Origin of the sequence: Leucobacter japonicus (assembly GCF_001273855.1) — a bacterium.
GTDB classification, from domain to species: Bacteria; Actinomycetota; Actinomycetes; order Actinomycetales; family Microbacteriaceae; genus Leucobacter; species Leucobacter japonicus.
The window spans coordinates 1-25,458 of sequence record NZ_JHBX01000108.1 but is presented as its reverse complement, the minus strand read 5'-3'; the positions used below and the strand labels follow the sequence as shown (position 1 = coordinate 25,458).

Sequence of the window (25,458 nt, the reverse complement as noted above, 5' to 3'; positions counted from 1 at the left end):
ACCGTCCGTAGAACAAGGAAAGCAGCATGACGAGCGAGAACAACAACCCCGAGGCAGACCTCGACGCGGCACTCGACGCACTGGTGCAGTCGACCGACCCCGTCGCCGACGCCGCGGTTGAGGATGCGCTCGATATCGACAACGCCGAAGAGGCTGAAGCCGCTGCATCGGCGATCGTCGATGAGGAGTCGGAAGACGGTGTCGACGGCGAATCCTCCGAAGATCCCTACAAGGCCTTCAAGAAAGACCTGCGCCGCCGTCCCGGCAAGTGGTTCGTCATCCACACCTACGCCGGCTACGAGCGCAAGGTGAAGTCGAACCTCTGGAACCGTCGCGAGACGATGGGTGCGGTCGACGACATCTTCGAGATCCAGGTCCCCATGGAAGAGGTCATGGAGGTCAAGAACGGCCAGCGCAAGATGGTGACGCGTGTGCGCATCCCCGGTTACGTGCTCGTTCGCATGCACCTCAATGAGACCACCTGGTCTGTCGTGCGTCACACGCCCGGCGTGACCGGCTTCGTGGGCAACGCGCACAATCCGGTTCCGCTGCGCATCAACGAGGCGTTCGAGATGCTCAAGAGCACGGTCGAGCTCGAGCCTGCGGAAACCGCCAAGGGCAAGGCCGCCGCAAATGCCGCGGCTCAGGGCAACGTCGAGATCGACTTCGAGGTCGGCGAGACGATCACGATCAAGTCGGGCTCGTTCGAGGGTCTGCCGGGCACGATCAGCGAGATCAACCCCGCAGCCGGCAAGCTCACGGTGCTCGTGTCGCTCTTCGAGCGCGAGACCCCGGTCGAGCTCAGCTTCGACCAGGTCACCAAGATGGTCTGAGGTTTTCTTTCGCACGAACGCCCTGCTCTTCGGAGCGGGGCGTTCGTCGTTTCTGGGGTGCTTTGTGGCGGTTTGCTTTGCGGAGGGGCGCTGTGCAGAGTTGACGCGTTACCGCCGGGGGCGTGGCCGTGGTGGTGCCGAGCGAGGCCCGTGTCCGCGCGCGAGAAACGTGCGGGTCGCCCGACCCCCTGCTTCGTCCTATTTGCGGAGATTTACGAGATCGCGGAGGGATTCGGCGGTTTTGGGCCGCGATCACGTAAATCTCCGCGGTTTGGGGTGACGCAGGGGAGCGCGCCTGGCATTTCTTGCTGACCTTGGCCGCGTCGGCCAACGCAATGCATGCGGTTCACGACGCGGATGGTTCACGGTTCGGATGGTGCGTCACGCGGGTACTTCACGACGCGCGTGTTCGGGACGGCGCCAGATGGCGTCCGCGCGCAATGACTTCGAGAATCAATCCCTGCACTTCGTGAAAGCGGTAGACGATCTGCTCGTATGAAATGCGAATAGTGGTGTATCCCCGCGCGGCCATGAACGCATCGAACCTAATGTCTTCAGTGCGCTGCGCGCCGGTGTGACTCGCTCCGTCGACCTGAATAATGAGACGGTCACCGATCAAGAAGTCGATGCGGTGTCCGTGAAGCGTGATTTGGCTGCGTATCGGCACACGGAGCCATCGCAGGCCGTCGCGCAACAGCGTCTCGATGCCCGAATCTGAGAACGGGGTGCACAGTGTCAGCAGCGTCTTCGCGCGCCCTCGCCAGGGGATTTCGGCGAGAGCTGGGTAGTCGGTCTTACGCTGCTGCAGTGCCGAATCCCACACCGCAAGCGCAGGACCAACCGGTTGGCATGCCGCTACGCAGTCCAGCGTGTTCATGAGGTGGTCGGTCAGTTGATCTGGGTGTCGGGGAACGATGGGACGTCGCCAGTGGACCACGGCTGCGCTGTGATCGGCATGGTGCCCCGGAGTGCGTGCGGAGACATGGAGCTGACCGTGATTCAGCACCCACAATCCCAACCGCTTGGCCTCGGTGATGCAGCTGAGGACCACCCCGTGTTCGGCCGCAAAAGCGAGGTCGGCGTCTGCATCGGGCAGCGCGACCCAGCCGCGTCCCAAGCGCACGATGTCGCCGCTGCGGGCTGCAAGTCGAACGCGGTACTGCGAAATTCCGAGGTGCTCTAAGCGAGAGGTTCGGGCGACGCCTCCGAGTCGATGAATAACGCTACTGATGCTCACGACAGGAAGCTTGGTGGCGGCATGAGCGGGCTGGGCGCCGAACTCCTGCGAATGTGGATAACTGAGGCGTCACCACGCTTCATTCATGCGCTGTGGAGAATGGGCGCGTCTGGCTCGGCTTTGCGTCGCGAGTTCGCGTCGATGCGCCGACCTGTTTCACCCCACACTGCGGAGATCTGAGATATCGCGGGCCAAATTAGACGTAAAGGTCCGCGAATTCCCAAATCTCCGCGGTTGGGGGCGAGAGGAGGCGCCGCCGGGATGGGGTGGGATGGGATGGGGTGGGATGGGACGGGCCCGAGGAAGGGGAGTGACCTGGAGCAGGGGCGGCGCGACGCCGCAGCGGCAGGCGCGGTGAGGGCCGCGAGCCCCGCACACCACGAGTGGTCGCGCAGTGCGCGATTCCGGGGTAGACTTACATGGTTTGCGTCCGCGAACGCCTCTGGCGTGTGCGGGGGGAGACAAGTACCGCATCCGGATCGGCCGGAATCGCGGGAGAGCACGCGCATCAGCGCGAGTTCGACGGAAAGGAAACAATCATGGCAAAGGCCAAGAAGGTTACCGGTCTGATCAAGCTTCAGATCGCAGCCGGCGCCGCCAACCCCGCACCCCCCGTGGGTCCTGCGCTGGGTCAGCACGGCGTCAACATCATGGAATTCTGCAAGGCGTACAACGCTGCGACGGAATCCCAGCGTGGCAACATCATTCCGGTTGAGATCACGGTGTACGAGGATCGCTCGTTCACGTTCGTGCTCAAGACCCCGCCGGCAGCTGAGCTGCTGAAGAAGGCGGCTGGCGTGCAGAAGGGCTCCGGCACTCCGCACACCGTCAAGGTCGCCAAGGTCACCGCTGAGCAGGTTCGCCAGATCGCCGAGCAGAAGCAGGCTGATCTCAATGCGAACGACATCGACGCTGCAGCGAAGATCATCGCGGGCACCGCTCGCTCCATGGGCATCACGGTCGAGTAAGGGCAACGGATATGGCACAGAAGTCGAAGGCGTACCGCGCCGCTGCCGAGAAGATTCAGGCAGACAAGTTCTACACTCCCGCCGAGGCAGTCGCCCTGGCGAAGGAGACCGGTTCCACCAAGACCGACGCAACCGTTGAGGTCGCTGTCAAGCTCGGTGTGGATCCCCGCAAGGCTGACCAGATGGTCCGCGGCACCGTGAGCCTGCCTCACGGCACCGGTAAGACCGCTCGCGTCATCGTGTTCGCGACGGGTGCTGCCGCTGAGGCCGCCATCGCAGCCGGTGCCGACGAGGTCGGTGGCGACGAGCTGATCGAGAAGGTGGCCGCTGGCTACACCGATTTCGATTCGGCTGTTTCGACCCCCGAGCTCATGGGCAAGGTCGGTCGTCTGGGTAAGGTGCTCGGCCCCCGCGGTCTGATGCCGAACCCCAAGACCGGCACCGTGACCCCGGATGCAGCCAAGGCTGTTTCTGAGATCAAGGGCGGCAAGATCGAGTTCCGCGTCGACAAGCACGCCAACGTGCACTTCATCGTTGGCAAGGCCTCGTTCTCGGCTGATCAGCTCACCGACAACATCAACTCGGTGCTCGACGAGATCTCGCGTCTGAAGCCGTCGTCGGCAAAGGGCAAGTACGTGCAGAAGGGCGCCGTTTCGACGACCTTCGGCCCGGGCATCCCGCTCGACGTCTCGGGTCTGTAAACAGCTCGAACAACAACAACCCCCGATCGCACCTGCGGTCGGGGGTTGTTGCGTATATGGGTGCGGGATCATCGAGCCTGCACGTCCCGGCGTGCGTCGATGCCGCAACTTGCGCACTGATCGTTGCACTTCGCGCAAGGCCCTGTGGATAACGTCCGCCCCGATGCCATGCCTCGATTAGGATAATCACGTGACACACCCTTCTCGATTCGCAACCTTCGGCGTGCCTGTGCGCTGGGGCACGTCGAGCGAAACGGTGATGCGCATGATGCCGAAGTCTGCAAGGGGGAACGATGCCTAACCGTGCTCCCGTTGGCGCGCCGGCGATCCCGGGCTTCAGTTATGTGCGACCGCTCGGTTCGGGTGGTTTCGCTCAGGTGTTTCTGTACGAACAAGATATGCCGCGGCGTCTGGTCGCGGTGAAGGTGCTCAACGGTGCGGCGAAGGGGCCGGCAGCGGTTGAGGAGCTGCGGGAGGTCTTCGAGAGCGAAGCCGATGTGATGGCTCGCCTCAGCAGTCACCCGTCGGTCGTCTCGATTTACCAGGCGAGTATCTCGCTTGAGGGGCATCCGTATCTGGCGATGGAATTCTGCCCGGCATCGATGGGCGCGCTGACGAAGGGTCAGCCTGCGCGGCTGCAAGACGTGCTCGACGCCGGTGTGCGTATTGCCGGCGCACTCGAGACGGCGCACCGCGCGGGGGTGCTGCATCGCGATATCAAGCCGTCGAATGTGCTGCTCACGACATTGGGCAAGCCGGCGCTCTCTGATTTCGGTATCGCTCAAGTGCTCGGGCGACGCGAGCTCGACGGCGAGATGGCGATGTCGATTCCCTGGTCGGCTCCCGAGGTGGTCGGGCTGCAGAGCACGGGGAGCGTCGCGACCGAAGTCTGGTCGCTGGGGGCGACGCTGTACTCGTTCGCGGCAGGACGGTCGCCGTTCGAGCTCGCCGATCGCGCGCAGAACTCGCGCGCGAAGCTGACGGAGCGAATCTCGAAGGCGATCTATCAGGCGATCCCGGGTGCGCAGGGGTACGAGCACTTTGACGAGGTCGTCTCGACGGCTCTGCGGAAGCAGCCTCATGAGCGCTACCAGTCGATGGCGCAGTTCGGCGAGGCGCTGCAAGGGTTGCAGCGCGCGTACGGGTTCGACGTCACTCCGCTTGAGATCGTCGCCGAGGCCTGGCTGCCGCGTGCCGAGTCGGTTCCCGCCGGCACCCGAGGTCCGGTAGTCAGCACCGTCGGGCGAGTGACCCGCGCCGAGGCTCGCGCTGAGATGCTGGCGCAGCGCCGGGGCACCGACACCGACGGGCTCATCCTTGATCGGCCGGCGTCGCCGTGGCGTGCCGGACTCATCGGCGCAGCGATCACCCTCGCGGTGATTGCCGGTGCGGCGAGCCTTATCTGGGCCTTCAGCGGAGCCGGCGGGTGAGCGCGAACACCGGGTCGGAGCGCACCGGCATTCGACGGCTGCAGTGGTGGATCGCCGGTGCAGTGTCGTGCGCGCTGATCGCCACGGTCGCGGTGATTGCGAACGGATACGACGCACGCGAGACTCTGCGTCAAGAGCCCGGGGTCTGGGTCGCCCGCGAGGCCGGGCAATACGCGCGAGTCAACACCGACACCGGTGAGCTTGACCTCGTGCGCAAGGTCTCCGACCCGAGCGGCGTGCTGCAGGCGGGTGATCGCGCGGCAGTGCTGTCGAACGGCAACGGTCGGGCGTGGCCGCTCGATGCAGCTGATCCGATCGATCTCGGCGACCGATCTGAGGCCGCGGCCGGTGACGGCGAGGCCTCCGATCCTGCCGCCGCTGACACGGTAGCGCAGACCGACAGCGCTGACGCTCAGAGCGATGACGCAACGGCGACCGATGACGATGCCGCAGCGGCGGTGCGCCTGCCCGATGGCACCCGCGATGTCGTGAGCGCCGGCCGATTCGTTGCCGTGCGCACCGAATCGGGCGCGGTGTATGCCGGTGAACTCGCCGCCGATGCAGCGGCGACGCAGTTGACCGCCGGCGGCGACGACGATGCGGCGATTGCCGATCTCGAATCGCGCCTGGGCTCGCTGCAGCGCGTCGACCCGCTCGCGGGTGATGCGGCCGACGCGGAAGGCGCTGAGAACGGATCGACGGACGGCGCTGCAGCGGGCGGCGGATCCGGCGAGAACGATGGCGGATCGGGATACCGTGCAGCGGCAATCGCGCTGACCACCGCCGGTCGCCTGGCGATCTTCTCGAGCGCGGAAGACGCCGTTCGCGAGTATGACGCGGCGCGACACGAGTTCGTGGGTGGAGCAGCCGAGACTCCGGCAGCGGCCGGCGACGCCGCGACCCCGCAGCTCGCACTCGTCGCAGGCGACTGGGTGTTGCTCGACGCCGAGAACGGTGATCTGTGGCGTGAGGACGGCACGACGGCATCGCTCGAACTCGACGGTTCAGCCACACTCCAGGCGAGCGGTGGTGACGGAACACGCGACGGACGTCGGGTGCTCATTGCTGACACCAGCGGTCTGCTCACGGTCGATGCCGATGGCACGGTGCAGCGCGAGGTCGAGACGACAGGAACCCCCGCGCAGCCCGCGTATATCGGCAATGTCGCATATGCGGCCTGGCTGGGTCAGAACTCCGGCGCCATGTGGACGTCGGCCGAGGGTGAGAAGCCGCTCGCGATCGATGACGCGGCGCGCGAATCGGGCGATCTGCTGCCGGTGATCCGTTCGAATGGCACTCGAGGCGTGCTCAATGAGATGCGCACGGGCATGCTGTGGACGCTGCCGAGCGGCGACTTGATTCCGCTGTCGCAGTGGACGATCTCGGACCCGCCGAAAGAAGATCGCGGCACCGTCGTCGTCGAAGACGTGACGGAGCAGGTAGCGCCGACGGCGATCGACGACGCGTTTGGTGTGCGGGCGGGCGAAGCCGCTCCGCTGCCCGTGATGCTCAACGACTACGACGCGAACAAACGCGATGTGTTGACGATCGTGCCGGAGTCGTTGAGCGACAGTGGCATCCCCGAATCATTCGGCACGCTGCAGCTCATGCCTGACGGCCAGTCGCTGACGGTGCAGCCGGCGTCGGGCGCGACCGGATCGGCGACCTTTACCTATCGCATCACCGACGGTGCGCTCGTCTCTGAGCCGGCTACCGTGACGCTGACCGTGGTCGGCGATGAGATCAATACGGCGCCGGCCTGGTGCCCGGTCGAGGGCTGCCAGCGCGAGTGGCGAGTGCCGTCGATCGCCCCCGGCGGCACGCTCGTGTACCCGATTCTTGAGGGCTGGGTCGATCCTGAGGGCGATGTCATGACCCTTGCCGGGGTCGAGCCGGCACGCTCAGAAGACCCGGTGCGCGCCATCGTCACTGCCGACGGGCGCCTCGCGGTGCGCCACACGGACCCGAACTCCGGGACATCAGACATTGCGCTACGCGTCTCGGTACGCGACGGCCGCGGCGAAACGGCCGAGCGCGAACTGACGCTCGTCGTCGACCCTGGCGCAACTCCCGAGTTCACCGCGACCGCGACGACGGTGCAAGCCGGGCGTACGGCGACGGTGTACCCGCTCGAGCGGGTTGCCGGGGGCTCCGGATCGTATGCGCTGCTCGATGCCACCGAACCGAGCGGAACCGTACGCGTGACGCCGAAAACGGCGAGCGGGGCGGTGGAGGTCGAGGCCGACCAGCCGGGCACCGCCACGGCGACGGTCACCGTGCGCGACACGGTCACTGGAGGAGAAGTCACGGGTCAGTTGCGCGTAACTGCGACACCCGCGGGCCCACCGCTCGCGCTGCCTGCACTGCGAGCGTTCGTGCGGCCGCTGACGGACACGACGGTGGAGATTCTCGACGCGATTCCCGGAGCAGCCTCGCGATCGCTGTCGGTCGCTGACGCGCAGGTCGCCGACGGGGAGCTGCAGGCGGACGTCATCGACCATGCCCAGGTGCGGGTCGCGGGCAGCACTGCCGACGGTGCCGCCGGGCGCATCGGGTCTGCCGACGTCACCGTCGCGGAAGGCGAGGCGCGCGCGACCGGCAAGCTCACCGTCTTCCAGGTACCTGAGACCGGGTCGACCGGGGCGATCGCCGTCGCCGATACCGCCACCGTGCGGGCCGGTTCGGTCGTCGACATCCGTGTGCTCGACAATGACGTCGCGGCACCCGGCGAACGTCTCATGCTCGACCCCGACATCGTGGGTTCGGGTACGAAGGGCGAGCTCGCTTTCGCCTCGGGCAATGTCTTGCGGTACCTGGCGCCACAGCAAGCGGGCACGTACCGATTGAGCTACACCGCGTTTGGCGCCAGTGACCCCGCCGCCGGCGACGTGGGTTCGGTCATCGTCACCGTGCTGCCCGAGGGGGCCAACCGCGATCCCCAGCCGACCGCAGTGACCGCCCGTGTCAGCCCCGGTGTCTCTGCACAGGTGCGTGTGCCGCTCTCCGGAGTCGACCCAGACGGCGACCGGGTGCGGCTCGTCAGCGTTGAGGGCAACCCCGATGCCGGTATCTCGGCGACGATCAATGCCGCGGGCAACGGCTTCCAAGTGTCGGCGACGGCCGCTGCCGCTGCCGGCACGGTGCAGCTCGAGTACACGGTTCGCGATCCCGCAGGCGGCACCGGCACCGGAACACTGAACGTCATCGTTGTGCCGGCGTCCGAATCCAGTGCGATCATCGCATCGACCGATTATGTGCGACTCACACCGAAGAGCGAACCCGCCACTGTGCAGCCGCTCGACAACGACATTGACCCTGCCGGCGGGGCGCTCTCGATCGAATCGATCGTGCCGAACGTCGTCGGGGGAGCGAACAGCAGCGAAGCCAAGAAGCTCGCGGCCAGACTCGATGTGTCGAAGTTGAAGCAGGGGCGCATTACGGTGAAGCCGGGTGAGGATCTCGGCACCGTGTCGTACCGGTATACCATTCGTTCGGCGGCGACGAAGAGCACGGCTGACGGGCTCATCGTCGTGCAGACGTCGGAGCGCGTCGGCGCCCAGGCGCCGACCGTGACCGATACGGTGCTGAACGTGCGCGATCGCGCCGAGCTCGCCGGTGATGGTGTCGATGTCGTCACAGACAAGGTGCGCTGGACGACCGGTGACGTTTCGTCGCTCAAGCTCTCGTTGTGGTCGGGATCGGGCGATGACTACCGGGTGTCTGGCTCCAAGATCACGGGCGCGTACCAGCCGAGTGGTGACACAGTGGTGTTCAAACTCACGGGCACAGACATCTCCGGTGAACAGGTGACGTCGTATGGGCTACTCATCGTGCCACCCCTTGACGAGCTGCGCCTGACACTAAAGCCCAACGCGCCGCCCATCACGGTGGATGAAGATGCGCAGGAGGAGATCGCGGTCACCGATCTCGTCGATGTGGGTTCCGGGGACAGCGTCGAGCTGCGCCGAGAATCGTTCACCACAGGCCGCGCACAGGCTGTCTGCGAAGCTGTATCTGGTGAGACGCTGCGCTACACCGCGGGCAAGGAAGCCCCGTGGAACGACACGTGCCTGATGCAGGCGCGGCTGGTCGGGCAGAAGGCGTGGACCACGCTGCCCGTGAGCGTCGTCATCGTTCCCAAGCAGCCATCTGCGCAGGCTGCTGCGCTGACGCGCACAATCGATCCGGGCACGACCTCCGAGGTTGAGCTCGCCGACATGGTGACGTGGCAGGGCGGTCGTGAAGGCGATCTGTCGAAGCTTTCGTTCGACGTGTCGGGTGCGACGTCGCTCTTCGAAGTTACGAAAGACGGCGCTGCGCTGAGCGTTGCAGCGCGTGCTGACGCAGTGCCCGGAAGCCAGGAGTCGGTCTCTGTCTCCATCACGGGTGCCGGCGATTCACGTGCTCCGCTGACGCTGCGAGTCGGGCAAGCGCCACGCGACCTGCCACAGGGAGCGACCGTCGCACTGCAGTGCACGGTCGGAAGCCAGTGCCAGACGCAGCTCGTCGGCGTCGCAGGGGAGCACGACCCGTTCGCCGGAAAGAGTGGCGGCGGTCTGAAACTTCTCGACGTCAGTGGCGCCGGCTGCTCTTACGGATCGTTCACGCGCGTCGGTGACAGCGGGGTGTCAGTGAGCTGGCCGGGAGGACCCGAGGTCGGCGGCACCTGCCGGGTCGGCTTCACCGTGATCGATGCTCAGGGGCGCACGGGAGCCGGAACCATCGAGTTCGATGCGCAGGGCATTCCGAGTACGCCGAACATTCAGCAGACCGGGTACACCGCCGACAGCGCGAGCTTCACGGTGACGCTCGGCGGTCGCGCCGCGCACCCCGATGTGTCGGGCGTGACACTGTCGGGCGGTGGCTCATCGAGCTGTGCCGCGGTCGGTACCTCGACCTTCCAGTGCGTTGCCAGCGGCCTCGCCAATGGCGAAAAACACCAGTTCACCGCGCAAGCGGTCAACGCCGTGGGTACTTCGGCATCGTCGACCGCCGTGACCGCCTGGGCGTATGCCGCGCCGACGGCGCCGACGGTGACGGTGGAGTCGAAGAAGGCGCCGGACAATACCAACCCGAGTCTGGGCGGTGTCAGTTTGCGTGTCGCTGGGTCGGCAGACACCAAGCAGTTCACGGTGTCATATCGGGATCAGCAGGAGACGATCGACGGATCAAGTCTCGAGAAAGACTACGACAATCTCCCCGTCGGTCAGATCTCGTTCATCGTCACTCCGGTGACGAAGTTCGAAGTCCCAGAAATCGGTGGTGGCAGCAATACCGGAGCCTCTGCCCAGGCCGATGGGAACGTGATCGGCGCCCCCACCCTCAGTAGCGCGACGCTTACGAGCCTGAGCGACAACTCGGCTTCCGTCAGTTACGAGGGCACGCAAGACGGGGTAACGAAGCGATACTCCATTAGTAGCCCGTACGGGACCCCCGGCGGATGTAACGTGGAGAGCTCGACCTTTAACGGTCTCAAGAAGTACCGTATCTACACGGCCCGGGTTTGCTTGAGCAATGAATTTGGCCGTCAGGAGCTCACTACGAACCCGCAGGTGATCGGCGGATCTCTGCCTGCGCCGGAATCGTCCTACACGATTAAGACGCAAGCGGAAGCGACGGCGGATGGATTTGCCTACTCCCTTCAAGAGGCAAGCATTGCATCGGCGCCTGAAATGACCGGTCAGTGGAATGTAAATGGCACAGTCGTGGATGCGAACGCACTGGGAAGCGCTCTCGCCCCTGATGCAACTCTTCCAGTTTCAGCCCGCCAATGTGTTGATGTCAGCAATGAGAGCACTTGCTCGCCTTGGCGGGATTCGAATGCCGTCACTGCTCCTGCGCCTGTAACTATCTCTGCCGAAGGCGCATGTTGGATTGCAGCCAACCCGCCAGGAAATCTGGAAGCGAAGCTCGCGCTCCTCAACATCTCTGGATCGGCGCAGGGCTCGGTTTCGGGCATTGTAGAGGGAGCGCCTGCCCCAACAGCTGCTCCGACGACGATCCCAGTGACCGTCACGTGGAAGGGCAAGTTTGCTGCGCTGCAGCCGGTCACATTGACACTGTGCTACACACCGGCAGCATCTAACCCTGACCCCGGAACGGGCGGCACCGATCCGGGTACCGGAACCCCGTAGCCCGCACGCAGCACACCGACGATGACCACCACCGCACAAGGAGCCGCATGACCTCCCAGCCGCAGACCGCACCGCACGCCATCAGCCCCGATCAGGCGCAGTGGGTGGCTCAGCTTTTCTCCACGACGGCCGACGCCGTGGAACAGGCGATCCACGGCAAGCGTCGCGTCGTCGAACTGGTGATCGCGTGCGCTCTCGCCGGTGGTCACGTGCTGCTCGAAGACGTGCCCGGCACCGGCAAGACGGCACTCGCGCGCGCGCTCGGCCAGGTCATTCAGGGGTCGTCATCGCGCGTGCAGTTCACCCCCGACCTGCTGCCGGGCGACATCACCGGCATCACCGTGTTCGATCAGCGCGTCGGCGCGTTCGAATTCCACCCGGGCCCGATCTTCGCGAACGTCGTGCTCGCCGACGAGATCAACCGCGCCAGCCCGAAGACCCAGTCGGCGCTCCTCGAAGTCATGGAGGAGGGGCGCGTGACGGTCGACGGCACCTCGCACGAGGTCGGCAGCCCGTTCATGGTGATTGCGACGCAGAACCCCGTCGAGCAGGCCGGCACCTACCGGCTCCCCGAAGCCCAGCTCGACCGCTTCATGGTGAAGACCTCCATCGGCTACCCCGACCAGGCCGCGATGACGCGCATCTTGCAGGGCGACCGCTCGGCGCACGCGCCACTGTCGCCCGTCGTCAGCACCGGCATGGTGACGCAGGCGCAAGAGCTGATCAGTCGCGTGCACGTCAGCCCCCTGGTCGCCGACTACGCAGTGCGCCTCGTCGAAGCCACTCGTCGCGCAAGCGAAGTGCGGCTCGGCGCCAGCGTGCGCGGAGCCCTCGCGCTCGTGCGCCTCGCATCGGCATGGGCCGCCGCGAACGGCCGACACTATGTCACTCCCGACGACATTCGCGACCTCGCGATGCCCGTGCTCACCCACCGTCTCGTGCTCGAGCCCGAGGCCGAGTTCGATGGAGTCACCGCGGCCCAGATCCTCGGCCAGATCCTGCTCGACATCTCGGCACCGCAGGAGAACGGCACCGCGTGAGTCTCGATACCTCGCGCGCCCCGGTATCGAATACTGGGACGGGAACGCGTGGCAGCACCACCACGCGGTTCGGCGAAACTGTACAGGGCACGGGGCGTGTCAGCACGCGCCGTCGTCGTGCTGCGCGACGCTGGTGGCGCCGCAACCGACGTCGCCTGCGTCGTCAGTGGCGCCGCGTTCGTGAAACCATCACGCCGACCGGCTACTTCGTCATCGCAGTCGCCGTCGTATCGGCAATCCTCGGCGCCACACTCGGATGGGTCGAAGCCTGGTTCGTCGCCATCGGATTCGCGGTGCTGCTGCTCATCGGCCTGCCGTTCCTCATCGGATCGCGCACCTACCTCATTCGCATCGCCGTCGACCGGCTCCGAGTGATGGCGGGCGGCGAAGTCGCTCTGCACGTCGAGGTCGAGAACTCAAGTGCGCGCCCCGCACTCCCGGCGACCGCCGAACTTCCGGTGGGCGAAGCACTCCGCGAGATCCCGATCCCGTTCATCGGACCCCGAGGCACCGCGGTCGTGCCGGTCGGCATTCCAGCCGTCTCCCGAGGTGTCATCGAAGTCGGCCCGCTCACGCTCGCGCGCCGCGACCCGCTCGGTCTGGTGCGCCGCGAAATCACCTGGCGCGACCGACACCTGGTGCACGTACACCCGGTGACGGCAATGCTGCCTCCCGGGTCCGCGGGCCTGGTGCGCGATCTCGAAGGCGCTGCGAGTCGACGCCTCACCGACTCCGATCTGTCGTTCCACGCGGTGCGCGAATACGTGCGCGGCGATGCGATGCGTCACGTCCACTGGAAATCGACGGCGAAGACCGGCACGCTCATGGTGCGTCAGTACGAGGAATCGCAGACGGCGCGCGCCGCGATCCTCTTCGACGCCGTGCGTTCGGAGTACGCGAGCGATGACGAGTTCGAACTTGGCGTGAGCATTGCGGCCTCGCTCGGGCTGCAAGCCGTGCGCGAGGGCCGTGAACGATTCATTGCTTCGCAGTGGGCTCCGGGTCGCGTGCGGCCGAGCATCGATGGTCTCGAGGAGCTGCCCGCAGAGACTCCCGCGCAGTTGCTCGACGCCTGGGCAGAACTCGAAGCAGCTGAAGACGCGCTGCCGATCGAGCGCCTCACCCGCAACCTCGCCGAGTCGCGGCGCCCCCTGTCGATCGTGGCCGTAGTCACCGGGTCGGTGCCGGATCCGGCCCGGCTGCGCCGGGCCGCCGCCGCGTTCACCGAAGACGTGCGGGTCATCGTGGTGCGCGCCGAGGTGCTCGCCGACCCGGCCGCCCGCCTCGTCGATTCGTGCACGATGTTCACCGTCGGTGCGATCGGCGACCTGCCGCAGCTGATGGTGCGCGGGGGCCTCGTATGAGTGTTCCGCAGTCGGAAGCCGAACGCTCCGCCGCTCGTCGCCGCGCGCGACGGCAACGCAATCGAGTCAACCCGTCTCTGCTCGTCGGAGCAGCATTGCTCAGCGCGATCGCGGTCTCCGCGGGCGCGTTCTCGGCGATGCCGATCTATCGCACGCCCTGGGTGTGGCTGGTCGCCGGTGTCGCCTGGGCGCTCGCGCTCGGCATCGTGTGGCTCGGTCAACGCATGCGCTGGGGCGTCGCAACCGTCGCACTGCTCGTGATCGTCTTCATCATCGCGGTCGTGCCGCTCGGTGTGCCGAGCGCGCTCGGAAACGGCCCGTTGGGTCTTGTCGACGGACTCGTCGACGGGCTCGCGACCGTCTCGCTCGGGTGGAAGCAGCTGCTCACGCTCACGCTCCCGGTCGGCACCTATCAGGCCATCATGGTGCCCTGGCTGCTGGTCGCCATGCTCGCAACGGCGCTCATCGCCGCACTCGCGCTTCGCGGAGGCAGACTCGCACCCTGGGCGGCGGTGCCGGCGCTCCTCCCCGTCGCGTTCGGCGTGATCTTCGGAGCATCCGCCGTCAGCGCCCCGATCGCCATCGGCCCACTCAGCATCGCGGCGCCTCGTGAACTCGCGCTCTGGGGAATCGTCTGCGTCGCAGGCGCATCGTGGGTGGCCTGGTCGTCAGGCATCGGCCGCCGAGCCGCGCTGCGCCTCGGCCGTCGGGCACAGGCAGCCGAAGGGGCCGCGGGCGTGCGCCGCAACGCCGCAGTGCGCGGTCTGAGCGCGGTGCTCACCGCGGTGGTTGCGCTCGGAATCGGCGCTGCCGCGGCACCGCTCGTCTCAAGTGACCGGCAAGTGCCCCGTGATCGTGTCGACCCGCAGCTCGTCGTGCGCGAGCAGACGAGCCCCCTCGCCGGATATCGGGCAGCGAAGCGCGACGATGCCTTCGACCAGGCGATGTTCTCCGTGCAATCCGACGGTGAGGCCCCGCACCGTCTCCGCATGGCCGTGCTCGACGGCTATGACGGTGTCGACTTCTTCGTCGCAGACGGTGCCGACGGGCGTTTCACGCGCTTTCCGAGCGGTGAAGCGGTGCAGGATCCCGTCGACGTCACCATCGAGATCGCCGACGGGTACACCGGTATCTGGCTGCCGATCGCCCCGCCGCTCGCGGCACCGCCGACGTTCGACGGCTCTCGGGCCGCAGCCCTCGGAGATGCCTTCTATGTGAACCGCTCGAGCTGGGCGGCGATCGCGGTGCCGAGCGGTCGAGGCGTGCGTTCGGGCGATGCGTATTCCGCGCCCATGAGTCGTGTCTCAGACGCGGAGCTCAACGCCGACCCCGCGCAGGATTCGCCGCTCGTCGACCTCGACACGATGCCGCAGCTGGCGCTCTGGCTGAACACGCAGGATCTGCCATCGACGAGTGCGGGGCTGCTCGAGGCGATCCAGCGCCTGCGTGACCGGGGGTACCTGAGTCACTCGCTCACCGACGGTGAGGGCGAACGCGCTTGGCTCGAGCGCGCTGCAGACGAGTACGGCACGAAGTTCATCGCCAGCGCCGGCGGTCACTCCGTCGCGCGCATCGAGGCGCTTTTCACCCAGCTCAACGAACAAGAGCGTGCGGCGGGCAGCGGAGCCGACGACCGAGCACTCGTATCGGGCATCGGCGACGACGAGCAGTTCGCGGCCGCGGCTGCGCTCATCGCCCGCGCGATGGGATTCGACTCGCGCGTGGTGCTCGGGGTGCGACTCGGGGACGAGCAGGCGGGCGTTCCCGGCGTTCCGGCCTGCAGCGAGACCTGCACCGGCGAAAACCTCGCCGCCTGGGTCGAGGTGCGCGGCGACACCGGCGATTGGGCGCCCATCGACGCGAGCCCGCAGCTGCAGGTGCCGCCGAGCACGCTCGAACGCGGTGAGCAGCTGCCCGAATTCCCGACCGTGCCCGAGGAACGAGACGCCAGCCAGGCCGACCCACCGACGGGCACGAGCGGAGACTCGGGCGATCCCTCCGAGACGCCCGAGCGCGATTCGTTCGCAGCGCTGTGGCCGATCTTGAAAGCGATCGGCCTCTCGATACTCGCGCTCGTGCTGCTCGCCCTGCCGGTGCTGTTCCTGCCGGTCGCCAAGCGCATCCGCGCGCAGCGACGCCGGCGCGCGGGCACGGCCGAAGAGCGGGCACTCGGCGCCTGGGACGAACTGATCGACGGGTACGCAGATACCGGGCGTACGGCCCCCGCCAACCTGGGGCGCCGCGACACCCTCGAAGTGCTGCAGGTGCCATCGGCCCAATGGATCTCGTGGACGGTTGATCGTGCGGTGTACGCCCGCGAAGGCATCAGCGACCTCGACGCCGATCAGCTCTGGGCGCTCGTAGACGACGAACTGGCCGCGCGCCGCGCGAGCCTCGGATTCTGGCGCAGACTCAGCGCGCGCTATTCGCTGCGTTCACTGCTGCCCAAGACACGCATACGACAGCGACTGCGTCTTCCTCGACGCTTCGCCGCAGGAGGACGATGATGCACACCGACACCCGACCCGAAGTCTCAGCGGCGGTGCGCACCGACGTCGGCATGCTGCGATCGATCAACGAAGACGCGGCGCTCGCCGAGTTTCCGAGCTTCATCGTTGCCGACGGCATGGGTGGACACGAAGCCGGTGACGAGGCCAGCCGGTCTGCGATCGAAGCCTTCGCCGAACACATCCACGCCGGCGACCCGTCCACGGTGCGCGAGGTCGGTGCGGCGCTCGAAGCCGCCCGCGAAGCCGTAGCCCGGGTGGCGGCGGATCGCGCGCGCGGGGCCGGCTGCACCTTCACGGGCGCCGTGCTCGTCGAACACGAGGGCCGTATCTGCTGGCTGGTGCTCAACATCGGCGACTCCCGTGTCTACCTGCACCGCGGAGCCGAGCTGCACCAGGTGACCATCGATCACTCGCTGCGCGACGAGATGATCGCGGGCGGTGCACACGATCCGGCAACGCTTCCCGGCCGCAACGTCATCACGCGCGCGCTCGGCTCGGCCGACACGACCGCCGACAGCTGGCTGCTTCCGGTCGAAGACGGCGCACGCCTGCTCATCTGCTCCGACGGCCTCACCACGGAGGTCGACGATCAGCAATTGCGCGCCGCCCTCACCATGGGCGGGCCAGCTGAGACGGTTGCCGAAGAGCTCGTGCGCCGCGCCAACGCTGCGGGCGGGCGCGACAACATCACCGTGATCGTCGTCGATGTGGTCGCGGGTGGCTCGGCCTGGCACGTCGGCTCGACGGGCACCGAGAGCGCCACCGCCGACGATGACCTCACGCTCACCGCGACCGTGCCGAGGCGAGCTCGATGACGGGGGATCGCGACGCGTCTGCGCCCGACTCCGAGCCAACGCCGTCACCCGAAGAACCAGACCGCACCGTGATCGTGCCGAGCACCGATGACACGGAGGCTACGGTGGTGACGCCCCGACGACCAGCCGGCCCGCGCCGCCCATCTGCGCCGCTCGACGAGACGGTGGTGACCCCGAAGCCGAGTGAGACCTCCACCCCGCTCGATCGCACCGTGGTGACGCCTCGCCCCAACACCCCAGAGGCGCCGGCGCCGTTCGATCACACCGTCGTCACGCCTCGCCGGGTCGAATCGCCGGCAGCGCCAGCAGCAGCGCCCGCAGCGCCGGCGCCGATCGATGAGACGGTCGTGACGCCGCGCCGCGCCGCGCAACGTGATCAGCAGACCCCCACGGCTGCGCCGCCACTCGACCCCACTGCCGCGGTGCTTCCTGAACGGCCGCGTGGCGCATCGTTCAACCCGGCACCGCCTGTCGCCGACCCGGCGCCGGCCGAATTGCCGCCCGAAATCGCCGCGCGCATGTTCAAGTCTCCGCTCGACGCGAAGTACCGCATCCCCGATGCCCCGACCGAAGCACCGTCGCATGCGTTGCCTCGCCGTGGTGTGTCGCCGGCGCTCCCCGTCATCACCTCGAGCCGCGCCGGCAGGCGCAACGTCGCGACGTCCGCGACCGACGCGCGCATCGGTGCGCCGCCGGAGTCGCGCGCTGCACCCCCGGAAGCCGAACGCCAGGGCCTGCGATCCACCGAACGGGCGAACCGCCGCTTCGGTACGGGAACCGTGATCGGCTTCGGCGCGAGCCTCGTCGTCGCAGTCGGCGGCTTGTGGATCGTCGCGATGCTCGCGTTCGGCTGAGTCGGGGGCCGGCTGAGTTGGCTGCCGAGCAGGTCGACGACCGGCTAAGTGAGCGGCCGGCTGCATCAGCGACCGGTTGATCGATCAGCCGGCTGGACCGCAGCGAGCCTGCCCGAGATTCAGTCGCCCGCAGACTCTGATTGCCTACGTCGCCGCAGCAGCGCACCGAGCCCGAACAGCGCGACGAGCCCGGCGGCGACCACGGCAATCGCTGTGACGAACGCCTCGTTGCCCGCCTCCGCCGGATGCGTGGTGACGCGCGTGGGCGACGACGAGAACGCGGCATCGCTCGTGTCGGCAAATGGGCTCACCGGTCCGCGCGTGGTCGCGCTGGGACGCAGGTCGAGCGCGGCAGCAGGGCGAATCACGCCCCACCCGACCTGGTCGTCTCGCGCATCCGGGTTCGACCGGGCAGCGGTCGCTTCGAGTCGGTACTTCCACCCCGCGGGCCCCTCATCGGGGTATCGCTCGGCGAGCAGTGCGGCTGCGCCCGCGACGTAGGCGGTCGAGTAGCTAGACTGCGGTGCTTCGCCGTAGATGCAATCGCCGCCGCCGGTCGCGAGCGTGAGCACGTTCTGGCCGGGCGCCGCGACGTCGACGTGATCGCCGTGAATAGAGTCGCTCGTCGGCAACCCGGCCGCGTTCACCGCCGTCACCGCGATTGCTTCCGGGTATGCCCCCGGGTAGCGCGGTGAATCTTCGGTGTTCTGCGTGGTGCCTCGGTTTCCGGCGCTGCCGACGACGAGCGACCCGCGATCCGACGCATATGTCGTCGCTTCGCGCACCGCGGATTCGTCGACATCGTCGCTGAGCGACACCGAGATGATTTGGGCACCGAGGTCGGTGGCCGTGCGGATGGCCTGGGCGACGCGCTCAGGAGTGGCGTCGAACCCCTGATCTTGACTGGCCTGATCGTCATCGCGGAACACGCGCAGCGAGATCAGCTTCGCCCCGGGCGCGATGCCAACGACCCCGGAGGCGTCGGACGGGCGGGCGGCGATGATGCCGGCGAGCGCGGTGCCGTGGCCCTGCGGATCACCGAGCCCGTCGGAGCGCTCGCCATCAGCGATGAGCGAGGCGCTGCCGGAGGCGAACGCATCGGCGAGTTGGGGTCTGGTCACGTCGATGCCCGAATCGATGACTGCGACGGTGACACCGGCACCCGTTGGTGCGTCGATGAGCGTGCTGGGAGACCACCCGATCTCGGTGAACGCCGGGGGAGGGCCAGCGATCCGATTGAGCACCCCGACGGGGCACCCATCGCCCTCGGCGGCCTGCGAGGTCTCCGCGAATGCCGCGGGTGCCGCAACGGACATGGGCAGTGCCGACAAGGCACCAGCTGCGCAGGTCGCCGCGAGCACGAGTGATGCCGTGCGCCCGAACCGCCGCGTCATGAGGCCTCGGGGCTCGCAGATGCCGCTTCTGCGGTGAGCGCGGGGCCGGCAGTGAGCAGCTGGATCCACGTGGCCGGCACGACGGCGACATCGGTGTCGGCGTAGCCGAGTCGGGTGACGCCCGTCGCCACATCGCCGGGCACGGCGTAGGCGGTGCCGCTTGCGTCGATGAGGGTGAGGGGGCCGGCTGATCCTCCACGCACCAACGCCCCGCCGTCGGCGGCGACACTCACGCGCACGGTGCCGCTGCCGGCTGCGTCGGATTCTGTGGTCTCGTCGGTCGCCGACGTCACCGCACTCCCCGGAGCCGCAAGCACCGTCTGCTGGTCGCTCGGAGCACCCGTGAGTGTTGCGCACGGCCCAGCCGCCGATGCAGCGGATGTGAGCGGACGCTGCGGCCAATCAGCGGGGCCCGCCGGGTCTGCGGTCGCGAGTGCAGCGATCTGCGCGGGGCTAACTTCGACCTCGTCGCCGAGGGCGCCAGACCCGCCGCCGAGCAGATAGAGGCGATATGCCAGGTCGCTGAGTCGCGCGAGGGATCCGTCACCCGTGAGCAGGTATCGCTCGTCGTCTCCGCCGCCGGTCGGTCGAATGACGGACCCGGCAGGCAGATCGACCCCGCGAACGGTGCCGCCATCGACCGCGCCGATCGGTCGCAGATCAGCGCCCTGGGTGAACAGCGCGAGCCATTCGCTCCCGACCTCTGCGGGCGCAGCACCGTCGAGGCCGATCGCGCGGAGCACGGCGGTGCGATCGCTCTCGGCGACGGCGTAGCTCGTGCCGCCCGTGATGACGTACGTGCCGCCCTCGCTCGTGACGACGACGCCCGAGTCGGTGGGGGCGGCATCGGGCCGATCCCCGCCGAGCTGCACCCGAGTCGAATCAGGGGTCGCGCAGGCGGCCCATCCGCTGCCGTCGAGGTGCTCCGCCTCGGGCAGCGTGTCTGGTGCGCCGAGGATGCCGAGGGTTCCGCCGATCGGAATCCCTTCGAGTGCGCCCTGCTTGACCGTCACGACCTTGAACTCTCCGGCAGGGATGGCCATGCGGGCGCTCACCGTGTTGATCACCGGGTGCAGCGTGCCGTCGACGCTGATGTAGCGGGCGCCGGTATCGCTCGCGACGATGAGGCGGTTGTTCTCCCACCCGCCCGGCAGCTTGGGTTGGATCAGCCCGATGAACACTCCGGCGAGCACCACCATTGCGGTGAGGGCGATGCCCGCGAATACCGCGCGCAACGGCTTCGCGGGTTCCAGCTCTTTGCCTCCGGGGGCGCCGCCGACGAACGCGGAGAGCAATCGCGCCTTGCTGAAATTCTGCGCCTCGAGCAGATCCTTCTTGCTCGCCACGGCCTACGCGAGCCCCGCGGTGATGGCCCCGAGCGGCAGCAGCAGCGCCAGCAGAATGACCTCGATCGTGTCTCCGAGTGTCGCCACACGCATGCGCGCGCGGGCGCTGAGCAGGGTCAGACCCGAAACGAGGCCGGTGGCGATGAGCAGTACGGCGAGCAGCAGCGGCGCATGGTCGCGATGCGTCAGGATCGCCACGAGCCCGGCGACCGCGAGAATTGCGGTGCCGCTCGCGAGTAGAACGATCACCGAGGCGCGTCGGGCTGATTGCCGCGACTGGAACATGAGCACGGCGCCGCAGATCAGCGCGAGCGCCGTGCCGATCCAGCTCGTGGCGGCGACCACGGGCGTCGCCACGAGCACGGCGAGAGCGAAGGCTATGCGCAGGGCAACCAGCAGCCGGTGGCCGGAATCAATGCGTGCGGCGACGCGCTCGGGGTCGACGGGTGGAGGCGGATCGAACATCTCGGCCTCGGTCATCGGCGAGATGACCCGGATGCGGGTGCTGCTGAGCGTGAGCCAGGGGAGCGCGCCGGCGAGCAGGCCCGCACACGCGATCATGACCGCGTAGGGCCCTGCGGGGTCGACTCCGGTGATGCCGACCACCGCGGCCGGCAGTGCGATCGCCGTGCCGAGCGCGACCGGGAGCAGCAGAAGCTCAGCCGGTCGGGTGGCGACGAGCAGGGCTGCGCCGCCGGCCACGATCAACCCGAGCCCCGCGGCAGCGAGGGCGAAGCCCCAGAGGGGGTGCTGATGCGCAATGAGGTAGCCCGTGAGCCCGCCGAACGTTGCGGCTGCGAGGCCGAATCCGAGACCTGCCTCGTGCTGGGCGATGCGGCAGAGCGTCGCCGTCAGGGCGAGCAGCACCAGTGTGCCGACGCCGGCGATGACGGCGGGAAGGTACGACGATGCCGGCTGCAGTGCGAGCAGGATCGCGCTCAGTGCGATGAGCGTGAGGCTCACGGCGGTGGCGGTGCGCGCGGCATCTTCCGGGCGCCACGCGGTGTGGTGCGCGGACGTCGCATCGATGACGGCCTCGACTACATCGTCGTAGCGGCGGGGGACGGCGATGAGCTGGCCGCGCGACAGCGTCAGAATCTCGCCCTGGTCGATGCCCTGGGCCACGGCCCCGCGCGTCGGGTCGAGCTCGGCGCCATCGGCGCGCGTCAACCGGTAGCCGCCGTGCAGCAGCGTGGCATCGAGCACACCGAGGCCGCGCGCGATGCCCGGAAGCACTTCGAGCAGCGGTAGGCGCCCCGGAATGACCAGGTCGACACGACGCTCGCCGTGCACCACCGACACGCGTACGACGACGCTCGCGTCGGTCGTTTCTGCACTCACGCACTGCCTCCCCGTGCGATCAACGGATGTTCCCCAGGTACCAGCAGCATCCTAGTGCGGATCGCGGCGCCGCGTCCGCCCCCGCCCCGGGTGCGAGCGCGACGCTACACTGTGTGGCGTGAGTCAGCCTGCGCCGCGTCTGCGCCGGATCGCGCTCGAAGCGGCGGGGAACCGGCACGACCTTGTCGTGCCTCAGAACGAGGCACTCGCCGGCGCGCTCGCCGCAGTGGGGGTGCATCTCTCTGCGACAGATCGCGTGCTCGGACCCGACGGCGCAGCCGTCGATGCGGCGACGTCCGCTGCTGAGCTGCGCGAAGGCGGGCTGTACGCCGTGGCAGGCCCGTTGCACGTGTCGACGTCTGACCGCGCCGAAGCGGATGCGCTCCGACGCGCGAGCGCGGCGCCCTGGGCGCTCCTCGGATTCGGTGCGACGGCCGCGGTGCTGGCAGCCGTCGTGCCCGAGTGGCGCTGGGTGACCGTCGCTGTGCTCGCGCTCGCCGCGGTGGTGACCGCTGTCGCTGCGGCAAGCCGGCGCCGCGCACGGGGAAGCCTCGTCGCTGCGGCCGTCGGGCTCGGCGGCGCCGCCGCCGCATCAGCCGTGCTGCCGGCGGTCGGGGCGTCACCGGGCCTGGCGATTGCTGTGGCCGCGGCGGCGATCTCGGTGCTGGCGTCGCTGCTGGGGTTCATGGCGGTGTCGCCTCGCTTGCAGGCTGCTGCGACCCCGCTCGTCGTGATCAGTGCGACGGTCGCGGTGCTCGCGCTGGTGAGCCCGGCGCTGGGCTGGTCGCCGGCGCAACTGTTGATCATGTGCGCCGCACTGGCAACGGTCGGAGTGCGTGCCGCGCCGAGTCTGCTCGTCGGTGTCGACCCCGGCCACCACATCGACTACGGCCGATTCATGTCGCTGCGATGGACGGTGCGGGGGCGCGTGCCCGAGTTCATCGAGAGTGTCGATCGGGATCGCGTCACCGGAGTCGTGGCGCTCGCCGAGGCGCGGCTCGACGCCACCGTGCTCATGCTCTCGGTGGTTGCCGCCCTCGGTATTCCTGCCGCCATCGTGCCACTGACGAGCGGTGATCTCGTGCAGATCATCGCCGGCTCGGCGTTCGTCGCCTGGGCGGTGCTGGGGCTGCTGCTCACTTCGCGGCGCACGGCGGCGCGAAGCCTGCGCACGCCGCCTCGGGTCGCGGTGATCGCCGGACTCGTCATGCTCGTACTGCTCAGTGCACCGCACCTCACACTCTCGGTCAGCCTGCTGATCGCCGGCGGCGCACTGCTGGCGGGGTTGGTCGCGGCCGCCGCGATCCTGCCACTGGCCCGCGGGGACCGGTCACTCGGATGGTCGCGCACGGGCGATATCGTGGACAGCATCGCCGTCGCCCTCGTGCTGCCCGCAGGAGTGCTCGCGGCCGGAACGCTGAATCTACTGCAGGGGGTGCTTGCCGCATGAGCGCAGACGCACGCGGGCGTGCGCGCCGAGCACGCGGTGCCGGATCACCCCCCGCCCCAGTCGCACCGCAGTACGCACGAGGCGTGCCGCAGCAACCGCACCAGGCTCAATCGGCTCCCCAATCGACGCAGCCGCCGCTCGGCACCGCTCCGGCGGTGCGCATGCGACCGGGAGCCCCGGTACCCCAGGGAGCTGCTGCTCCGGCAGGTCAGCGTGCGGGACAGCGACCGCAGCCCTCGGGTGGACCGGTGCGGCCACCGAAGCCGACGCGCCCACCGGCTCGCACCGCCGCAGATGCTCGCCTCGCCGTTGCCCTCGCGCGCTCGCGAGCCTGGGCACGGCCCTCTGGAGTGGGTGCGCGTCTGGCGGCCTACTCGATCGATGCCTTCGTGTGCCTGGCCGTCGCGGCAGGCGTCGGGATCGCGACGCGCAGCGTGCTCATCGGCGTGATCGTCGTCATCGAACTCGCAGTGATCCTGCTCATTATCGAAGCGCGTACCGGTGCGACCGTCGGCAACCTGCTCCTGCGTCAGCGCACCGCGCGTGACGATGCGCCATTCTCCCCAGGCGTCGGTCGCGGCTTCGTGCGCGGAGTCGTGCAGGGCGCGGGAAGTCTGATCGCGCTCATCGGGGGATGGGGTGTGGTCGCCACCAGTGCTGCTGATCCCGCGCGCATGGGGCGCAGCTGGGCGGATCGCGCCGGTCGCACGCTCGTCGTGAAGGTGCCCACACCCGCCGAGCGCCAGGCCTGGTCGAACAGTGCGGCCGCGTGGGCGCAGCAGACGCCGGTCGAAGCAGTGCCCACGAACACGGGTGCGGGCGCGCCGGTACCGGGTGCGCTGACGACCACGCCCGCACCGCCACTCATCGCGAGTGCATCGGTCGCGCCTGCAGGAGCTGTTCGGGGAGTTGGCGGAGCGCCGCAGGTCGTGCACCAGCCCACGACGGCGCCGCGCGTGGCCGCCGCGCCAGTCGCCGCCTCGGCAGCGCAGGCTCCGGCACCCGCACTGCCTCCGGGCGTCGTCACGGTCGATGCTCCGATCGCCGCCGCGCCTCCGCCACGCGAGATCGGAGCGCTGCTGCTGCTCACGTTCGACACCGGGCAGCGTGCCCAGCTGCGCATCCCCGCCGAGGCGAACCTGGGGCGTCGACCCGACGCAGCGTCGGCGGAAGATCAGCTCGTGGCCGTCGACGACCCTGCCGGTTCCGTCTCGAAGACCCATCTGCGACTCGAGTATCGCGGCGACAGCGTGTGGGTCACCGATCTCGGTTCGACGAACGGATCGCAGATGATCGACGACACCGGGGCATCAAGCCCGCTGGCCCCTGGTGCGCGCACGCGACTCGACGACGGTGCGAGCGTGCGCATCGGGGAGCGAAGCTTCACCGTGGCGACGATCACGGGGGAGTTGTAACCACTCGAGGGCTCGGAAATAGATCGCGAGCAGGCTCGATCAGTGCGCTCAGAACGGTGGTAATGCATGACTCACTCCTCCTCGGCGGCGAAGAGCGCGCGGCGCAGGCCCCGGACGCGATCTGTCGTGATGGGTGCCCTGATCGTCGTCGTGCTCTCGGTTGCGGCGGTGAGTCTGGGCGTCTGGAGTATTCGCAATGCAGCGGTCGATGGACCCGAGAAATTGAAGGTCGAGCTCACCGCGAGAGCGGAAGGCGCGTTCTCGGTGAACTTTACCGAGCCCTTCGAACAAGGTGACGTGAAGGCTTCAATGGCTCAGGTCAACGCGACGGATACCTTCGACTTTGAATTCACTGGTCAGAATAGTGAAATCCAATTTGAAGCGAGCATCGCGCAGAGCAATATTGGGCCGCAGCAGATCATCTGCCAGATCAAGATCAATGACCAGATCGTGCTCAAACGACAGGGCGATCAGCGCTACGTTGACTGCTCAGCGAACCTGCAAGACCTCTTTCGCGAACACATAAAGCCTGGTGAGAGTGAGTGAAGCGGACGATATTGAATGAGGCACACTGCGAATGTCTCATCGTTGTTCACCTGAAAAACTGGTTGGTGTAACTATTTGCC

Annotated in this window: 17 protein-coding genes; 13 read left to right on the top strand and 4 right to left on the bottom strand. The window is 67.9% G+C overall.

Going from position 1 to position 25,458, the window contains the following annotated elements; translation table 11 throughout:
- Positions 1 to 26 precede the first annotated feature (26 nt).
- Complete coding sequence (gene nusG / locus AMS67_RS09475; RefSeq protein WP_053387166.1) at positions 27 to 833, top strand: transcription termination/antitermination protein NusG; 807 nt, start codon at positions 27 to 29, stop codon at positions 831 to 833.
- Between the two features lie 394 nt (positions 834 to 1,227).
- Here nusG and AMS67_RS17340 read toward each other — a convergent pair whose 3' ends face one another.
- Positions 1,228 to 1,956 (bottom strand): DUF559 domain-containing protein, encoded by a 729-nt coding sequence (locus AMS67_RS17340; protein ID WP_241488057.1) that lies wholly within the window; start codon positions 1,954 to 1,956, stop codon positions 1,228 to 1,230.
- Between the two features lie 653 nt (positions 1,957 to 2,609).
- Between AMS67_RS17340 and rplK the strand changes: the two genes are divergently transcribed.
- The 9 genes from rplK (at position 2,610) to AMS67_RS09425 (ending at position 17,886) form a co-directional block, all read left to right on the top strand.
- Positions 2,610 to 3,038 (top strand): 50S ribosomal protein L11, encoded by a 429-nt coding sequence (gene rplK / locus AMS67_RS09465; RefSeq protein WP_053352670.1) that lies wholly within the window; start codon positions 2,610 to 2,612, stop codon positions 3,036 to 3,038.
- Positions 3,039 to 3,049: 11 nt separating this feature from the next.
- The gene (gene rplA, locus AMS67_RS09460; RefSeq protein ID WP_053352669.1) at positions 3,050 to 3,739 is read left to right on the top strand and encodes a 50S ribosomal protein L1; all 690 of its coding nucleotides are present in this window, start codon (positions 3,050 to 3,052) and stop codon (positions 3,737 to 3,739) included.
- 293 nt (positions 3,740 to 4,032) lie between these two features.
- Positions 4,033 to 5,169 carry a serine/threonine-protein kinase gene (locus AMS67_RS09455; RefSeq protein ID WP_053352668.1) on the top strand — a complete coding sequence of 379 codons (1,137 nt, stop codon included), beginning with the start codon at positions 4,033 to 4,035 and terminating at the stop codon, positions 5,167 to 5,169.
- Positions 5,166 to 11,303: an Ig-like domain-containing protein gene (locus tag AMS67_RS09450; RefSeq protein WP_053387164.1), complete on the top strand. Its 6,138-nt coding sequence runs from the start codon at positions 5,166 to 5,168 to the stop codon at positions 11,301 to 11,303. The genes AMS67_RS09455 and AMS67_RS09450 overlap by 4 nt, the downstream gene beginning before the upstream one ends.
- Before the next feature lie 47 nt (positions 11,304 to 11,350).
- The gene (locus AMS67_RS09445) at positions 11,351 to 12,343 is read left to right on the top strand and encodes an AAA family ATPase (protein WP_053387163.1); all 993 of its coding nucleotides are present in this window, start codon (positions 11,351 to 11,353) and stop codon (positions 12,341 to 12,343) included.
- Positions 12,340 to 13,707 (top strand): DUF58 domain-containing protein, encoded by a 1,368-nt coding sequence (locus tag AMS67_RS09440; RefSeq protein ID WP_053387162.1) that lies wholly within the window; start codon positions 12,340 to 12,342, stop codon positions 13,705 to 13,707. Before AMS67_RS09445 ends, AMS67_RS09440 begins: the two co-directional genes overlap by 4 nt.
- A complete protein-coding gene (locus AMS67_RS09435; protein ID WP_075201308.1) occupies positions 13,704 to 16,214 on the top strand; it encodes a transglutaminase domain-containing protein in 2,511 nt (836 codons plus the stop codon). Before AMS67_RS09440 ends, AMS67_RS09435 begins: the two co-directional genes overlap by 4 nt.
- On the top strand, positions 16,211 to 17,032 hold the full coding sequence (locus AMS67_RS09430) for a PP2C family protein-serine/threonine phosphatase (RefSeq protein WP_241488036.1): 822 nt from the start codon (positions 16,211 to 16,213) through the stop codon (positions 17,030 to 17,032). Before AMS67_RS09435 ends, AMS67_RS09430 begins: the two co-directional genes overlap by 4 nt.
- Positions 17,029 to 17,886, top strand: a complete 858-nt coding sequence (locus AMS67_RS09425; RefSeq protein ID WP_053387161.1) for a hypothetical protein — start codon at positions 17,029 to 17,031, stop codon at positions 17,884 to 17,886. Before AMS67_RS09430 ends, AMS67_RS09425 begins: the two co-directional genes overlap by 4 nt.
- A 119-nt stretch (positions 17,887 to 18,005) precedes the next feature.
- Here AMS67_RS09425 and AMS67_RS09420 read toward each other — a convergent pair whose 3' ends face one another.
- The 3 genes from AMS67_RS09420 to eccD are packed head-to-tail and all read right to left on the bottom strand — an operon-like array spanning position 18,006 to position 21,967.
- Complete coding sequence (locus AMS67_RS09420; RefSeq protein ID WP_053387160.1) at positions 18,006 to 19,280, bottom strand: S8 family serine peptidase; 1,275 nt, start codon at positions 19,278 to 19,280, stop codon at positions 18,006 to 18,008.
- Positions 19,277 to 20,626 (bottom strand): type VII secretion protein EccB, encoded by a 1,350-nt coding sequence (gene eccB, locus AMS67_RS09415; RefSeq protein WP_053387159.1) that lies wholly within the window; start codon positions 20,624 to 20,626, stop codon positions 19,277 to 19,279. The genes AMS67_RS09420 and eccB overlap by 4 nt, the downstream gene beginning before the upstream one ends.
- A 3-nt stretch (positions 20,627 to 20,629) precedes the next feature.
- A complete protein-coding gene (gene eccD, locus AMS67_RS09410; protein WP_053387158.1) occupies positions 20,630 to 21,967 on the bottom strand; it encodes a type VII secretion integral membrane protein EccD in 1,338 nt (445 codons plus the stop codon).
- A 118-nt stretch (positions 21,968 to 22,085) separates the two neighbouring features.
- Here eccD and AMS67_RS09405 point away from each other — a divergent pair, with 118 nt between their 5' ends.
- The 3 genes from AMS67_RS09405 to AMS67_RS09395 all read left to right on the top strand — a co-directional run bounded on the left by AMS67_RS09405 (position 22,086) and on the right by AMS67_RS09395 (position 25,378).
- A complete protein-coding gene (locus AMS67_RS09405) occupies positions 22,086 to 23,417 on the top strand; it encodes a hypothetical protein (protein ID WP_053387157.1) in 1,332 nt (443 codons plus the stop codon).
- Positions 23,418 to 23,500: 83 nt separating this feature from the next.
- Positions 23,501 to 24,832: an FHA domain-containing protein gene (locus tag AMS67_RS09400; protein ID WP_162230843.1), complete on the top strand. Its 1,332-nt coding sequence runs from the start codon at positions 23,501 to 23,503 to the stop codon at positions 24,830 to 24,832.
- Between the two features lie 66 nt (positions 24,833 to 24,898).
- The gene (locus AMS67_RS09395; protein WP_156316604.1) at positions 24,899 to 25,378 is read left to right on the top strand and encodes a hypothetical protein; all 480 of its coding nucleotides are present in this window, start codon (positions 24,899 to 24,901) and stop codon (positions 25,376 to 25,378) included.
- Positions 25,379 to 25,458: the final 80 nt, after the last annotated feature.